The organism is Amycolatopsis sp. NPDC051758 (assembly GCF_044453095.1).
Classification (GTDB): Bacteria; Actinomycetota; Actinomycetes; order Mycobacteriales; family Pseudonocardiaceae; genus Amycolatopsis.
The window spans coordinates 191,866-207,119 of sequence record NZ_JBITCJ010000008.1; the positions used below are offsets into that span (position 1 = coordinate 191,866).

The window sequence follows — 15,254 nt, forward strand, 5'->3', positions numbered from 1 at the left end:
TACCGGAACTGCCCGGCACGGCGTCGCATTCGATTACGCCGACACCGGTATCAAGCGCGCCTCACGCCGCCCATCGGCCGGGCCCGATCGCGCCGTACTCGTCTCGCGCCACAGCCCTCCCGCGAACTGCCCCGCGGCGAAGGCCTTCGACAGGACCACAGTTGACGGCTTTGCGGAACACGATGACGTCCTCGTGCGCGATCAAGTGCAGCGGCAGGCCAGCGTCACGCTGCTTGCGGATGAAGTCGCGCTGGAAAAAGCTGCCGCGCGCGACCAGGTCGGTCTCGGCGACGCGTGCAAGCAGTGCAACGCACCGCTCGACCGGCACCAGCCCGGCGGCGGCGCCGCAAGCGATGACCTGGGAAGGCAAGTCGATCAGCTCGGCGTGCTCGCGCCATGGCCGGACCGTGATCGTCACGTAGCCGCCTGGGCGCAGGACACGCGAGCACGCAGTGAGGATGCGGGTGAAGCCGGCCAGCAGGCGGTGATGGCCGATGTTGGCGAGGTTGCCGCGGTCTAGCGCGCTGCCGTAGCGGTAATGGCGCTTGCTGACCTTGTCGACGCCGGCCTCCCGGTCCGTGCTGACCAGACCGTGCACCGACGGGCCGTACGGCGGCGAGGTGACGACCAGCGCGACCTGACCGACGTATCGCTCCGGCAGCAACTTCGCGAGCTGGCGAGCGTCGCCGCGGACGACCTGGCCGTCGTGGTCGTAGCCGCGCTCGCGCGCAAATTCCAGGTTCGTCCGGGTGACGTCAACCCAGTGCGGTTCGTACTCGACGCCGACCGCGCGGCGACCGAGGTCGATCGCCTCGACCAGCGTAGTGCCGATTCCGCACATCGGATCCAGCACCACCTCGCCCGGCCTCGTGTAGTGCTCGATCGCGTGCGCGGCGACCGCTGGCAGCATTTTGGCTGGGTGCGCGGTTGACTCCGGCACGTACCGGCCCTTGCGCTGCGCGGCCGGCGACGTCTGTGCCGTCGCCCACACCGAGACCGGCAGCTCGTCGCGGTCCGTCGGCACGTCGACGGGCGGGGCGCTCACGGAGCCCTCGGGCATGGACGAGCGGGTGTCGAGGGTGTCGAGGAACGCGCGGGACAGCGGCATGGTCGGCTCGTCGACCTGCGACGGCGAGGTACTCGGCGGTGTAATGGTCATGGTGATGCACCTGTCCTTCTGCTGTTCGATCATCGGAGGTCTGCGGCGTCGGCGTGCGCCTGGCCGAAGACGAGGACGTTGCCGTGCACACGCGTGTGCGGCGCGGGCGAACCGAATTGCTGCGCACAGTGGTCGACGTCGTCGCGCACCGGCCATACGACTCGCGGTGGCGGCTGGAGGCGGCCGTTCCGGATCGGGGTGTGCAGGGTGACGATGTGCTGGAGGTAGAGCAGGTCGGCGTTCTGCGCGGCGGCGACCATCGCCCCTGACTGGTCGATCAGGCGCCCGGCCGAGGCATCGATGTGGGTGTAGACGGCGAGGATGCCGCCGAAGACAAGAAGGCGAGCGGCCGCGATCGCGAAGGTCTCGAGCGAGCTGCCGTCGTCGTTCTCTGTGTTCGACGGCAGCACCGTGATGATCAGGTCCGCCCGTGCACGACCAGCGGTCTGAGCCGAGCCTGGCCCGTCGAGCACGACGGCGTCTGCTGGCGACGAGGCGTCCGGGACGAGTTGGGCCACCGTGGCGTCCCGTCCCAGCGCGCGCCCGGCATCGCGCGCGACGCGCACATCGCGGTCGCGGGCCGCGCGGTGCGCTTCGGAGGCCGGCCATGGTGCGAGCAGCACGCGATCACCGACCGCAGAAAAGCTGGTCGTGATGGGCTCGACGATCGGCACCGGCCAGGTCGCCGCCGATCCGATCGGGTTCGAGCCGGTCGTCCAGACGGTCGACGGGATGGGCGTGAGCTCGCGCGTGCGTTTCGCCGCCGTATTCGTCTTCGCAGAGCGGCGCGGTCGCGCACCCGAGCTGCAGGGGTCGAGTGCGCCCGGGTACGGGATACCATTGGCCGGGCAAGTGCGTCGTGGACTGGTCGAGTCGTCGCGGTTGGACGGTCGATTATTCGAAGACGGCGGACGTCGGACCATGAGCAGAACCTCCGGGAGCGAGCCGCCGACGATCACGCCGGCGGTTCCTGCGCTGTCACCGGCTAACTCCGTGAACTGCATCGGCAAGAGACACCGTCGCACCGAAACAAGATTTCCGTCAGCCGATGACGAACCGTCCTGAGAGGCCGCGTGACAAGGTCCGCGGCACCGAATGAAGTCCATGAATCCGGGCGCACACGCACGCATGAAACGCTTTTGAAGCGACTTTGACACGGCTCTGAACTGGGCGTGAGGCGGTTTTGATGCGGTCGGGCTGACTTCCTGACGACGTCACCTTCCCTCTCGTTCAGGAGTGCCGTCATGGACTTGCCCACGTCACCGAAGAAGCCCGAACCCCGGACGCCGTCAGCTCGCGGTCGTCGTACCGAGTCCGGCGTCTTCGACACCGCCCGCACCGCCTTCGCCTGGCTCGTCACCGGACCGCACCCGGTCGCCCTCGACGGCCACCGGATCCTCGGACTGCCGCCGCGGTTGATGCCGCTGGACGAAATCGGCGCCGCGCTGATCGCAAAGGGATGTCCACAAGAGACGCGGGACGCGGTGTGGACCGCGCTCGTCACGCGGTCGCGGGCCGAGGGCGGCACGTGGACGGTAGCGTGCGTCGGGCTCGCGCTGCCGGTGCTGATCCCGGTCGCGGCCAAGCTCACCAACCGATTCCGCGGCGAAGTCCACGACATCCACGCCGCAGTGCTGACCGGCTTCCTCGAAGCACTCCCCGACGTCGATCTCACCCGGCCGGCGATCCTCGTGCGGCTGCGCTGGGCCGCCTGCCGCGCCGGCCACCGCGCGCTGCGCGATGCCCTCGACGCCGCAACACCAGTGGCTGACCTCGGCGCTCGCGCGCCCGGACCGCACGACGTCGGCGGACACCCGGACTTCGTCCTGCTTGCCGCCGTCGAAGCCGGCGTCCTGACCGCGGCGGAGGCGGCATTGATCGGCGAAACCCGGTTCGGTGAGCTGTCGCTGGCCGATGCCGCGAACGCGCGCGGCCAGACGTACAAGGCGACGCAGCAAGCGCGCCACCGCGCCGAGCGCAAACTCGCCGACCACCTCAGCGCCCTCCGCGATGGCGACGCGGACCTCCCACAGCGAGGTCGAACGGCACGACGGAGCCGGCCTGGTGCTGAGAAGACGCGGCGGCCGGTGTCTCCCCGCCCCTCGAATTCCGGAGTTGGTGATCGCGCGGCCCGATGGCCCGCATGCCCTCACCCATCCCGGTCCGAAGTGGAACCGGGCGCCGTTCAGGAGGCGTCCTCATGCGACTGATCTCGCACCGCACCGGTCGCCCTACCGGCGCTCGCCGGCCGTCGAACCGGCGCGACCGTCGAACGAGTGCCCGGACTCGAACCCACGCGACAAGCTGCCGACGCGACCGTCCTGTGCTGGAAGCTCCGACCTCTCCACGACCGCGACGCCGGTCAGTTGTTCTGCTCGGCTGTATCTTGGTCGCCGCCGCGCTGGTGCTTACCGGGTCGACGGCGCGCGCCGAGACCGTGTACTACGTCGCGCTGGCCCAGACGGTCGACCAGGTTTTGTCGAATATCCGGTCGTGGATCATGGGCATCCTCGCCGGCGTCGCTCTCGTGTTCCTCACCATCGGCGGATTGCGCTACCTGATGGCGTCCAACGACCCCGGCGAGATCGAGAAAGCGAAAGGCGCCTTCAAGGCCGCCGGCATCGGGTTCGGCCTGGCCGCCCTCGCGCCGCTCGTGGTCGAAATTCTCAAGACGATCGTCGGCGGGGTGTAGGCGATGTCTGCCCAGCGCCGGATGGTCACACCTCCAGAACCTACTTGCGCTAACGGACGATCGCGGTGGCGTTGTCGTGCCCGCCGAGCTGGCCTGGTGGCCGCGTCGCTGGTGGTCATACTCGGCCTGATCACGTCGGCCTCGGCGGCCTCGCACCCACGTCCCGCGGAATCCATGGGCCAACTCGATCCCGCGCAACCGCCGCTACCGCTACGGCCCAACCCCGGCTGCGCACCCGGCTCGGCCGAACCTGCCTGCCACCTCCCGAGCGCGACCTCGGGCCCGTCGATTCCGGCTTCTCCCCTGCCACCGATCACCACGCTGCCCGCGCCGCCGTCCTGCTTCCCGGGTTCGATGGCGCCTGACTGCACGCCACCAGCCAGCTCGGTGACGCCGTGCCAGGGACCGAACTGCATCCCGCAGCCCTCCACTTTGGTCCCGAGCACGCCACCGCCGGCACCGATTCCCGACGGCGTCGGCGACGTCGCGGAGTGCGGCCTGACCGACCTCGCGGGCTGCATGATCGTCGCCGCCAGCACACTATTCGCCGCGGTCGTCGCGGCCGGGCTGAACCCGCTGCTGGACCTGCTCGGCAAGACACTGCTGACCACCCCAGAACCGGATCAGCTGCCCGGTCTCGGCGCGATCTGGGTCGGCTCGTGGCACATCCTGCTCGCCTCCTACGTCGTGTTCGTGCTGCTGGCCGGGCTGATCATCATGGGCTACCAGACGCTGCAGGCCCGCTACACCGTCAAGGAGCTCGCGCCCCGGCTCGTCGTCGGGTTCCTCGCTGGCACGCTGTCGTTGTTACTCGCGACCAAGGGCATCCAGATCGCCAACGCGGTCTCCACCGCCATCCTCGGGATCGGTGCCGACCCGGCCGAGATGACCCGCAGGTTGATCACCATGGTGCAGGGCTCCCTGCACGGCGGCGGGCTGTTTCTCGGCATCCTCGGGATCGGCCTGGTGGCGATGCTGCTGGTCCTGCTGGTCGTGTTCGTCGTGCGGGTGATCGCCACGGTCCTGCTTATCGCCGGCGCACCGATCGCGCTGATGCTGCACGCACTCCCCCACACCGAAGGCATCGCCTACCTGTGGTGGAAAGGCACCGGCGGCGTGCTGGCCATCCAGGTCGGCCAGTCGCTCACGCTCGTGGTGACCGTGCGAATCTTCTTCGCGCCCGGCGGCTTCACCATCTTCGGGCCGTCCCTCTCGGCGCTGATGAACCTGCTCTTGTGCATGGCGCTGTTCTACGTGCTGATCAAGATCCCGTTCTGGTTCCTCGCCCCGCTGCGCTCCGGCCGCCCCAGCCTGCTCGGGCGGATCGCGCGCGGTGTCATCGCTTACAAGACGATGGGCCTGCTCGGCGGCGCCGCGGCCGGCCGGGGCGGCGGACGACCTCGCGCTGGCGGGCCGAGCGCACCGGCTGATCCGCCGACGACGCGCTCCGGCCAGTTCATGTTCCCGATGCGGGTGCGACGGGTTTCCCGCCCGTTCCGGACCGGGCGTCGCGGGTGGGACGAACCGCTGCGCGAGGGTGCGCTGAACGAGCTCGGACCCGGGTCCGGTCAACTGTCGATGTTCAGCGCCGCCGTGCGCGACGGGGAGACGACGGTCCGCGCGAACCCACGCGCGTTGCCGTCGAAGGACCTGCCAAACGCGCTGCCGGCCGACCAGCTCGGACTGCCGATGACCGTCCGCCGAGATGCCGATCGCGCGCCGCGGCGCACCCTCGCCGACGAGCTCGCCACTCCCGCGACCGCGCCTCACCGGCAGGCCGGGTTGCTGATGCCGGACGGGCGGATCAACCGCAACGCTCGTCCACCCGCGAAGCTGCCGAACGCGCTGCTCGCGCCGAGCACGGGCATGCTGCCGATCCACCTGCCACCCCAGACCCCGCAGCCGACGCGACGCACCCTCGCCGACGAGCCGACTCGCACCAACCACGTGCCGCAGACCGGCCCGGGACTGCTCACCTCGTCGGGGCAGATCAACCGCGCGGCCCGCGCCCACCGGCGTCCAGCCCCCGACGCCTACAGCCGCAACCGGCCGCTTGCCTCCGGGCAGTACCCGCTGCCCCTCGGCGTGCACCGCCAGCAGAAACCGGCACCGCCGGCCAAGCCTGCGCCGCCATCGAAGCTGGCCGGCAGGCAGCTGCCGTTGCCGCTGGATCTACCGTCTCGGCGGCGTCGTCCCAAGAAGTGAGGTAGCGACGTCATGTCCCGTCCCGTCCGCATTCCCGCCGACGTCGACCGCCCCGACCGCGTGCTCGGCCCGCTCACCGCGCGGCAGCTGGCGATCCTCGGCGTCACCGGCCTGCTGCTGTATGCCCTCTACGGCGCCACCCGCGCCTTCCTCCCACTGCCGCTGTTCCTTCTCGTCGCGACGCCGGTTGCGCTGGCGGTCACGGTGCTGGCGCTGGGTCACCGGGATGGCGTCGCCCTCGATCGGTTGCTGCTGGCCGCGGTCCGGCAGCGTCTTAGGCCGCGCCGCCAGGTCTCCGCGCCCGAAGGCATCCAACCAGCGCCGGCGTGGCTGACTGCCGGACGCGACTCCGCGGACGATGAGGTGGCGCCGACGCCGCTCGAACTGCCCGCGCGCGGCGTCACCAGCGGCAGCACCGCCGGCGTCGTGGACCTCGGACCGGACGGCCTCGCGGTGATCGCCGCCTGCTCCACGGTCAACTTCTCCCTGCGCACGCCCGCCGAGCAAGAGGCCCTCGTCGGCTCCTTCGCGCGCTACCTGCACTCGTTGACCGCGCCGGTGCAGTTCCTCGTCCGCGCCGAACGCCTCGACCTCGTCCCGCAGATCGACGAGCTGCGCACCCATGCCGGCGGGCTCCCCCACCCCGCGCTCGAAGCTGCCGCGCTCGACCACGCCGACTACCTCATCCAGCTCAGCCGGCACGCCGACCTCCTGCGCCGGCAAGTCCTGCTGGTCCTGCGGGAACCCGCGCGGCCCGCCGTCGTGAGCTCGGCGCTGGACCAGCTTCGCCGGAAACCTGCGGCAGCGCCGATCGATCCTGCCGCCCGCCAGGCGGCCGAACAGCGGCTCACGCGACGGTTGAACGAGGCCACCGAGCTGCTCGCGCCGGCCGGCATCGTCGTCACAGCCCTGGACGCCGCCACCGCGACCGGTGTGCTGGCCGCCGCGTGCAACCCGGACACCTTCCTGCCGCCGTCGGCCGCGCTCGCCGGCGCCGACGACATCGTCACCGCCGCACCGATCACCGACCTCTACGACGACTTCGAAGACAGGTGAACCTGCATGTCCCGCATCCATGACCTCGGGTCGACGGCCGAGGCGTTCACCCCGGACGCGCTGTCGATCGGCCCGCGACACCTGGAAGTCGGCAACGAATGGGTCGCCTCGTTCGGCGTCACCGGCTACCCGCAGGAGGTCTACCCCGGCTGGCTCGCCCCGCTGTTGACCTACCCCGCCCGGCTCGACGTGTCCGTCCACGTCCAACCGGTCGACCCGATCACCGCAGCCAGCGGCCTGAAGAAGCAACGCGCCCGCCTCGAATCATCCCGCCGCCACCATGCCCGGCACGACCACCTCGACGACCCGGACCTCGACGCGGCCGCCGAAGACGCCGCCGACCTCTCCCGCCGCGTCGCCCGCGGCGAAGGCCGGCTGTTCAAGTTCGGCCTCTACCTCACCATCCACGCACCGGACGAAGAAACGCTCGCCGAGGAGGTGTCGGCGCTGCGGTCGCTGTGCGCGTCGCTACTGCTGGACGCCAAACCCGCCACCTACCGCTCCCTGCAAGGCTGGGTCACCACCTTGCCGCTCGGCCTCGACTCCCTCGGTCTGAAAAGGACGTTCGACACCGCCGCCGCATCCGCGGCATTCCCGTTCACGTCACCGGACCTGCCGGCGGTCGACCCGACGTCGACTGCGCCGAGCGGTGTGCTCTACGGCTACAACGTCGGCTCCCAAGGGCTGGTGCACTGGGACAGGTTCGCCTGCGACAACCACAACTCCGTCGTGCTCGGCCGCTCCGGATCCGGCAAGTCCTACCTGGTCAAGCTCGAGACGCTGCGCAGCCTCTACCGCGACATCCAGGCGTTCATCGTCGACCCCGAAGACGAATACGCCCGCCTCGCCGCGCAGGTCGGCGGCGCCTACGTTCACCTCGGCGCCGGCGGCGTCCGACTCAACCCCTTCGACCTGCCCATCCACACCACCGCAGCCGGGCGGCGCACCGCTCCGCAGGACGCCCTCAACCGGCGTGCACTGTTCCTGCAGACCGTGCTCGCCGTATGCCTGGGCGCCGAGCTGACTGCCAGCGAACGCGCCGTCCTGGACACCGCCATCGTCGCGACCTACGCCGCGGCCGGGATCACCACCGATCCGCGGACCTGGACCCGCCCGGCGCCGTTGATGCGCGACCTGCGCGACACCCTCGCGGCCACCGCAGACGGCGCAGACGGCGCAGACCTCGCCGCCCGGCTCCACCCGTTCGTCGATGGCGCGTTCGCCGACCTCTTCGCCGGACCCACGACCACCACGCCCGACGGGCACCTCGTCGTGTTCTCCCTGCGCGATCTGCCCGACGAACTCAAGGCGATCGGCACGCTGCTGACCCTCGATGCCGTTTGGCGACGCGTCTCCAACCCCGCCGACCGCCGCCGTCGGCTGGTCATCGTCGACGAGGCATGGCTGCTTATGCAATCTGAGGAGGGCGCGAAATATCTCTTCCGGATGTCGAAGACCTTCCGCAAACACTGGGCCGGGCTCACCGTCGCCACCCAGGACATCGAGGACGTCCTCGGCAGCGACCTCGGCCGCGCGATCGTCGCCAACGCCGCCACCAGCGTGTTGCTGCGCCAATCCCCGCAGGCCATCGACCAGGTCGCCGCGACCTTCAACCTCTCCGAAGGCCAGCGACAGTTTCTGCTCACCGCTGAACGCGGCCAAGGCCTGCTCGGCTCCGGCACCGAATGGGTCGCCTTCCAGGCCCTCGCGTCACCAACCGAGGACGTCCTCGTCACCACCGACCCGGAGTTCCTGGCGACGCTGCAGAACTCAGAGTCGAATCCGGGCTGGGTCGAGCTGTGAGCGCGGCCTGCGGTGCCTCAGCGGTCGGCTTCGTCGATCCACTTGATCGTCGCGACCACGTCGTCCTTCAACGTCGCCCCCACGGCGATGGCAGCGGCGCGGCGAAGGGACTTCCCGATGAGCGAAGGCCAGGGCAGGGCGAAGTCCAGCGCCGGTTCGTTGTCCGGCACCGACGTCCAGTACCTCGTGTCGGACTCGACGCGCCAAAGCTGGAAGTACAGCGTCACCTGGCCATGCGACGCGAGATCGTCGAGAACTTCCGGCAGCCGCGTCGACGGCCACGCCTGGACCCCCTCGGCGGTGGTGAGCCGCAGGCTGGCGGTCAGCGGCGGGACAACCGGCCTCCGCGCGCCGAGCGCCGTCAACGCGAACCGATACCCCACCGGCTCGCTCCAATCCGGATCGACACCTCGGCTCCGGCACGCGTGATAGGCCCGCCACAGAGCCGGCACGGCCTCAGGCACCGGGAAATCGGAGAGGGCGAGCGCGGCCCATTCGCGCACGGTGTCGTGCTCGCTGGTCAGCAGCTCGATCAACGACGGCGCCGCGCGGGCATCGCCGAGCTCTTCGATGATCTCGATCGCGCACAGCTGCCCGTAGCGAGTCAGCGTGGGCAAGCACCGCAGCAGCGGCGTGATCACGTCGGTGTCGCGGCCGCGATGTGTCAGGGCCCCCTGCGCGTCCATCGCGTCGTCGGTGCTGTCGGCGTCGAGCCGGCGAACCAGCCGTTCAAGCTCGTCATCTCCGTCACCGCCGACCATGCCGTCCCCGCTCCTCGTCGTGATCGCGGCTTCCCCAGCCGATTCCTTCCGGGCCCGATTCTCGGACACCACGACTCCGCGGGACAGCGAATTTCGTCCTCTTCTCGCTTGCGTCGGAGGTCTGCAGCGACATGAACCGACACCTTTCTCGCCTCCACCAGAGCTGGGTCGGCGGCTACCTGACCGACCCCTGGGCTGCCGTGCATCAGCTGCTTGTCGACGCTGGTGAGTGGGCGGTGCGCTGGAGCCCGCTTGTCGTGCCCTTGCTCATTGCCGTCGTCGCGGGTCGGGTGGTCGGCCGGCGGTGGTGGCGACGCCGCGGCCACGTCGCGCTCCTCGCCGACGCGCGGTGCGTCACCGTGCTCGCCCCGCCGACCGTCGATCCCGCCGGCGGCGCCCTGCTGTGGTCGAACCTCGTCGGACTGCTGCGACCGAGCTGGCGACGCTGGCTCGCCGGCCAGCCGCACCTCACGTGGGAGTACCGCTTCTCCGAGCACGGCGTCGCTCCGCGGCTGTGGGTCCCGGGCGTCATCCCGCCCGGCCTCGTCGAGCGGGCGATCGAAGCCGCCTGGCCCGGCGCGCACACCCGCGCGGTCTCCGCCGACCCGCCGCTGCCCGAGCCGGGCGACGGCCGGCGGGCGGTCACGGTCGGCGGCCAGCTGCGGCTCGCCAGGCCCGAGGCGCTGCCGATCCGGACCGGGTTCGACGCTGACCCGATCCGCGGTCTGCTCGGCGCGCCGGTCGGACTCGGACGCGAGGACTACGCCAGCGTCCAGATCCTCGCCCGGCCGGTCACCGGCAGGCGAGTCAGTCAAGCACGTCGCGCGGCCCGGCGAGTGCACACCGGCGCGTCCGGACGAGTCGGTGGTCGTGTCCTCGACCTGCTTACGCCGAGCGCGGCGGCGACTCGACCCGGACGCGCCGGTGATGCCCGCCGGATCAGCCAGGATCCGCAGCTGTCGCTGGAGTACTCCGCGCAAAACCGGGCGATCGTCGGCAAGCAACGCGGCTCCCAGTACGAGACCGTCATCCGCTACGCCGTCACCACGCACCTGCCCGCCGACGCCCCCGACACCGAAGTACGGCGGGCTCGGGACACTGCGCGTGGTCGCGCCCACGCCCTGGCCGCCAGCTTCGCCGCCTACACCGAGCACAACTACTTCACCCGAACCCGCCTCCGCCACCCGCAGCGCGCGCTCGCCGAGCGTCGTCTCGGCCGCGGCGACCTGCTGTCCGTTCCCGAGCTGTCCGCTATCGCGCACCTGCCCGTCGACGCGGAGATTCCCGGTATCGAGCGCGCCGGGGCGAAAGCCGTCGCGCCGCCACCGGGCGTGGCCGTGCCTGGGCCCGAGGTCAAGCCGCTCGGGGTGGCCGACAGCGGCCACGCTCGCGGCGTCGGGCTGCGCGTGCCGGATGCCCGCCACCACCTGCACGTGCTCGGCGCTACCGGCTCGGGCAAGTCGACGCTGCTGGGCAACCTGATCCTCGACGACGCGGACGCCGGCCGCGGCATCGTGCTCATCGACCCCAAGGGAGACCTCGTCACCGACGTCCTCTCCCGGCTACCCCGCGACGCCGCCGACCGGGTCGTGCTCTTCGACGCCGACTCCAAACAGCGCCCGCCGTGCCTCAATCCGCTCGAAGGCGGGGAGACCGACCGCGAGGTCGACAACCTCGTCTCGGTGTTCCGCCGCGTCTACTCCGCGTTCTGGGGACCGCGCACCGACGACCTCATGCGCGCCGCCTGCCTGACCCTCCGGGCCCAGGACAGCGTCCCGACGCTGGCCGACCTGCCCAAGCTGCTCAGCAGCGAGGCCTTCCGCGCCCGCATCACCAGCGGGCTGACCGACCCGGTCCTCACCGGCTTCTGGGAGTGGTACGACGAACTCACCGACTCCAGCCGCAGCCAGGTCATCTCCCCGCTGATGAACAAGCTCCGCGCTTTTCTGCTGCGGCCGTTCGTCCGGGACGCCATCGCCGGTGGCCGCTCCACCGTCGACATGACCCAGGTCCTCAACGAGGGTGGCATCTGCCTGGTCCGCATCCCCAAAGGCTCGCTCGGCGACGAGACGACCCGGCTCGTCGGCTCGCTGGTCGTCGCCCGCACCTGGCAAGCCACCACCGGACGCGCCCGCGTCCCTCAGCGCGAGCGCCCCGACGCCTCGCTGATCGTCGACGAGTGCCACAACTTCCTCAACCTGCCCTACCCGCTCGAGGACATGCTCGCCGAGGCCCGCGGCTTCCGCGTCGCCATGACGCTCGCGCACCAGCACCTCGGCCAGCTACCCCGCGAGCTGAAGGAGGGCATCTCGACCAACGCCCGGTCGAAGATCTTCTTCAACGCCTCCCCCGAAGACGCCCGCGAACTCGCCCGCCACACCGCACCGAGGCTGTCCGAACACGACCTCGCGCACCTCGGCGTCTACCACGTCGCCGCCCGCCTCGTCGTCAACAGCGCCGAAACCGAGCCTTTCACCATGACCACCACTCCCCTGCGCCCCGCCGTTCCCGGGCGAGCCAAGCAAATCCGGGCCGAACTCCGCCGCCGTCAGTCCGACCCCACGGGTCGGACGGCTCCGCCGGACCGGACGACCCGGGACACCACGAGGCCGGCTGCGCACGGCCGGAAGACCGACCCGCGCCGCGCGCGGCTCTGAGACCCGCGGAGGTTCCCGTTGATCACCACCACCACCCGGCAGCACCAGCTGCGCCAGCATCTTCCCGGGGCAACCACCGCCCGCGCCGGCAATTCGATCGAGCACCAAGCCGCGCTCGCGACGCGCCTCACGCCGCGGGACAAGTGGCTGCTGGCGCTGCTCTACGAGCACCGCGTTCTGACCTCGACCCAGGTGCAGGAGGCCGCGTTCCCCTCCGGGCGCTCGGCTCGTCAGCGGCTGCGCGAGCTGTACCTCTGGCGGGCGGTCAGCCGGTTCCAGCCGTTCCGTCAGCTCGGCTCGGCGCCGATGCACTACGTCCTCGGGCCCGCCGGCGCCGCCGTCTTGTCCGCTGAGCACGGCTTGGAGGTCAAGGACCTCGGCTACCGGCACGACCGCGCCATGGCCATCGCGCACAACCAGCGCCTCGCCCACACCGTCGGCGTCGGCGACTTCTTCACCTCCCTGATCGCGCGCAGCCAACGGCGTGACCCTGCCCGAGATGGTGAGGGGGTCACCGCCTGGTGGTCGGAGACCCGCTGCGCCCGCCACTTCGGCGACCTCGTCATCCCCGACGCCTACGGCCGCTGGCACGGCGCCACCGGCGAGCTGGAGTTCTTCCTCGAATACGACACCGACAGCGAGTCGCTGACCAAGGTCTCCCGCAAGCTGCTCGCCTACGCCCGCCTCGCCGACTCCACCGGCATCGCCACACCCGTACTCTTCTGGCTGCCGACCAGCCGCCGCGAGGCCGGCGCGCGCACCGCGCTCGCCCGCATCCACGCCGACCTCGACCAGATCGCCGACGTCCCCGTCGCCACCGCAGCCGCCGAACTCCTCGAGCCCGGCGCCGCCTGCCCGAGCCCGGCAGACGAGGTCTGGCTCCCGCTCAACGCGAGGTCCTCGAGTCGCACTTCCCCGCGGTACGCGCTCGGCGAGCTGACGCACGCCTGGCCGGCCCATGCCCCCGCTGCGGCCTCTGACCTTGACGAAGCGACCGTCTCGGCCTCCGGGCAGACCGTGGCCTACCGGCTGCCGCCGCCTTCGCCCACTCCGCCGGTCTCCACGCCCAGCCGAACTCGCCGCCGCGGGTCCTGATCTCGCGAGGAGTATTTCATGGGATCGAAGATCGCAGTCGGCATCGCCGTCGCGCTCGCGATGCTGCCGATGCTGCTCGGCGCCGTGCCGCTGGCGGTGGTCACCTCGCTCACCGGCACAGGGAGCACAACGTGCACGCCGAGCGAGACGACTGCCGACAGTGTGCCTGGCTATGGGCAGGACCAGCTCGCCAACGCTGCGATCATCACCTCGGTCGGCAAGCAGCTGCAGGTCCCCGAACCCGGCTGGATCATCGCGGTCGCGGTCGCCATCCAAGAATCCGCCCTGCGCAACCTCGACCACGGCGACCGGGACAGCCTCGGCCTCTTCCAGCAACGCCCGTCCCAAGGCTGGGGCACGCCCACACAGATCATGGACCCGACCTACGCCGCGACGCAGTTCTACCAGCACCTCCAAGCCGTGTCCGGATGGCAGCAGCTGAGCCTCAACGACGCCGCCCAGGCCGTCCAGCGCTCCGGCACACCAAACGCCTACGGCCAACACGAGGCGACCGCCGAAGCGATCGTCGCCGCGGTCGCCGGAGTGACCTGCGAGCACACCGGCGCCGGGGACTGCGCGAACATCGCCGCGCCGACGCCCGCCGCGCTGACCGCTATCAACTACGCCTGCGGGCAACGCGGCTTGCCGTACGTGTGGGGCGGCAACGGCCCGCTGGACGGCGACGCCGGGTTCGACTGCAGCGGCCTGACCCGAGCCTCCTACGGCGCCGCCGGCGTCCCGTTGCCGCGGACCTCGCGCGAGCAGTACGCCGCCGGACCGCACGTACCCGCCGGCGCACCGCTGCTGCCCGGCGACCTCGTCTTCTACGCCACCTCCGGGCGCGTCCACCACGTCGGCCTGTACATCGGCGGCGGCAACATGATCGACGCCCCCGACTTCGGACAGACCGTCAAGGTGGAGCCCTATCGCCACCCCGGTGACGACTACGTCGGCGCAACCAGGCCAACCACATCCCGTTGATGGAGCGCACGTATGCACTTCTGGGCGATACGTGTGTCTTGTTTGGACGATGGCTTGACATGAAGCGATTGATGGAGCGTCCATAGACACGTAGCCCGAACCACCGGATGCGCACCGGCGGGCGAACGCCCCGGCCGGGGCATGACCATCCACCGCTTCTCCCGAAACGGAGCCCGTCATGCCCAAAACCCAGAATCCGCCGTCGAACGACACCAAACCCGAACCCGCGGACACGAAGGTACGCCGCGCCCTGGAAGCAAGCCCCGGCACGACCGCCGCCCAGCTAGCCAGCGCGGCCGGAATCGGACGGTCGACGGCCACGAAGATTCTTTCACGCTGGGCCAGCGAAGGACTGGTGATTCGAACCACCGGCAAGGACCAGTCAGTCCCCGTCACGTGGACGTTGCGCAACGAACAGAACGACGACGCTGCCGCCGAAGTCACAGCAACCGGCGAAGACGTGGCCCCCATGGCAGATCAGAAGGGCGACGCTCCCGCCGGAGACACCGGAGAACGAGAAGCGGATCCCTCACCATCGCCTGCCACCGGCGTCAGCACTGTCTCCGACCCGGCACCCTCCGGGGACCCGACGGCCGACACACCGAACAAGGAACGCCTGCCGAAGGGCGCGCTCTACGAGCTCGTGAGGGAATTTCTGCAGGCCCGTCCTGGCGAAAGGTTCGGACCCGCCAAGATCGGCACTGAGTTGGCCCGCTCCAGCGGCGCGGTAAACAACGCCCTCGAGAAGCTCGTCACCAACGGACTGGCAACAAAAACGTGCGAGGCACCGAAGCGCTTCACTTCCAACTGACCGTCACGCAACCAAACGGGGGCGGATCACCATC

12 protein-coding genes are annotated in these 15,254 nt (G+C 70.5%); 9 read left to right on the top strand and 3 right to left on the bottom strand.

The annotated features are described in order from the left end of the window. Positions 1-61 precede the first annotated feature (61 nt). The gene (locus tag ACIA5G_RS33910) at positions 62-1,060 is read right to left on the bottom strand and encodes a TRM11 family SAM-dependent methyltransferase (RefSeq protein ID WP_395931344.1); all 999 of its coding nucleotides are present in this window, start codon (positions 1,058-1,060) and stop codon (positions 62-64) included. 128 nt (positions 1,061-1,188) lie between these two features. After that, positions 1,189-2,163 carry a hypothetical protein gene (locus ACIA5G_RS33915; protein WP_395930672.1) on the bottom strand — a complete coding sequence of 325 codons (975 nt, stop codon included), beginning with the start codon at positions 2,161-2,163 and terminating at the stop codon, positions 1,189-1,191. Positions 2,164-2,403: 240 nt separating this feature from the next. Between ACIA5G_RS33915 and ACIA5G_RS33920 the strand changes: the two genes are divergently transcribed. The 5 genes from ACIA5G_RS33920 to ACIA5G_RS33940 all read left to right on the top strand — a co-directional run bounded on the left by ACIA5G_RS33920 (position 2,404) and on the right by ACIA5G_RS33940 (position 8,915). After that, positions 2,404-3,369 carry a sigma-70 family RNA polymerase sigma factor gene (locus ACIA5G_RS33920; RefSeq protein WP_395930674.1) on the top strand — a complete coding sequence of 322 codons (966 nt, stop codon included), beginning with the start codon at positions 2,404-2,406 and terminating at the stop codon, positions 3,367-3,369. 173 nt (positions 3,370-3,542) lie between these two features. After that, a complete protein-coding gene (locus ACIA5G_RS33925) occupies positions 3,543-3,851 on the top strand; it encodes a pilin (protein ID WP_395931346.1) in 309 nt (102 codons plus the stop codon). Between the two features lie 354 nt (positions 3,852-4,205). After that, positions 4,206-6,056: a hypothetical protein gene (locus ACIA5G_RS33930; RefSeq protein ID WP_395930676.1), complete on the top strand. Its 1,851-nt coding sequence runs from the start codon at positions 4,206-4,208 to the stop codon at positions 6,054-6,056. Between the two features lie 12 nt (positions 6,057-6,068). Beyond that, positions 6,069-7,112, top strand: coding sequence for a PrgI family protein (locus ACIA5G_RS33935; RefSeq protein ID WP_395930678.1), 1,044 nt, complete (start codon positions 6,069-6,071; stop codon positions 7,110-7,112). A 6-nt stretch (positions 7,113-7,118) separates the two neighbouring features. Next, the gene (locus ACIA5G_RS33940; RefSeq protein ID WP_395930680.1) at positions 7,119-8,915 is read left to right on the top strand and encodes a VirB4 family type IV secretion system protein; all 1,797 of its coding nucleotides are present in this window, start codon (positions 7,119-7,121) and stop codon (positions 8,913-8,915) included. 17 nt (positions 8,916-8,932) lie between these two features. Here ACIA5G_RS33940 and ACIA5G_RS33945 read toward each other — a convergent pair whose 3' ends face one another. Further along, on the bottom strand, positions 8,933-9,745 hold the full coding sequence (locus tag ACIA5G_RS33945) for a HEAT repeat domain-containing protein (RefSeq protein WP_395930682.1): 813 nt from the start codon (positions 9,743-9,745) through the stop codon (positions 8,933-8,935). A gap of 62 nt (positions 9,746-9,807) precedes the next feature. Here ACIA5G_RS33945 and ACIA5G_RS33950 point away from each other — a divergent pair, with 62 nt between their 5' ends. From ACIA5G_RS33950 to ACIA5G_RS33965, 4 genes are all read left to right on the top strand, one after another. After that, positions 9,808-12,333: a type IV secretory system conjugative DNA transfer family protein gene (locus tag ACIA5G_RS33950; RefSeq protein WP_395930684.1), complete on the top strand. Its 2,526-nt coding sequence runs from the start codon at positions 9,808-9,810 to the stop codon at positions 12,331-12,333. An 18-nt stretch (positions 12,334-12,351) separates the two neighbouring features. Continuing rightward, positions 12,352-13,428: a replication-relaxation family protein gene (locus ACIA5G_RS33955; RefSeq protein WP_395930686.1), complete on the top strand. Its 1,077-nt coding sequence runs from the start codon at positions 12,352-12,354 to the stop codon at positions 13,426-13,428. Positions 13,429-13,446: 18 nt separating this feature from the next. Next, positions 13,447-14,409: a C40 family peptidase gene (locus ACIA5G_RS33960; RefSeq protein WP_395930688.1), complete on the top strand. Its 963-nt coding sequence runs from the start codon at positions 13,447-13,449 to the stop codon at positions 14,407-14,409. A 178-nt stretch (positions 14,410-14,587) separates the two neighbouring features. Continuing rightward, positions 14,588-15,220, top strand: a complete 633-nt coding sequence (locus ACIA5G_RS33965; RefSeq protein WP_395930690.1) for a hypothetical protein — start codon at positions 14,588-14,590, stop codon at positions 15,218-15,220. Positions 15,221-15,254: the final 34 nt, after the last annotated feature.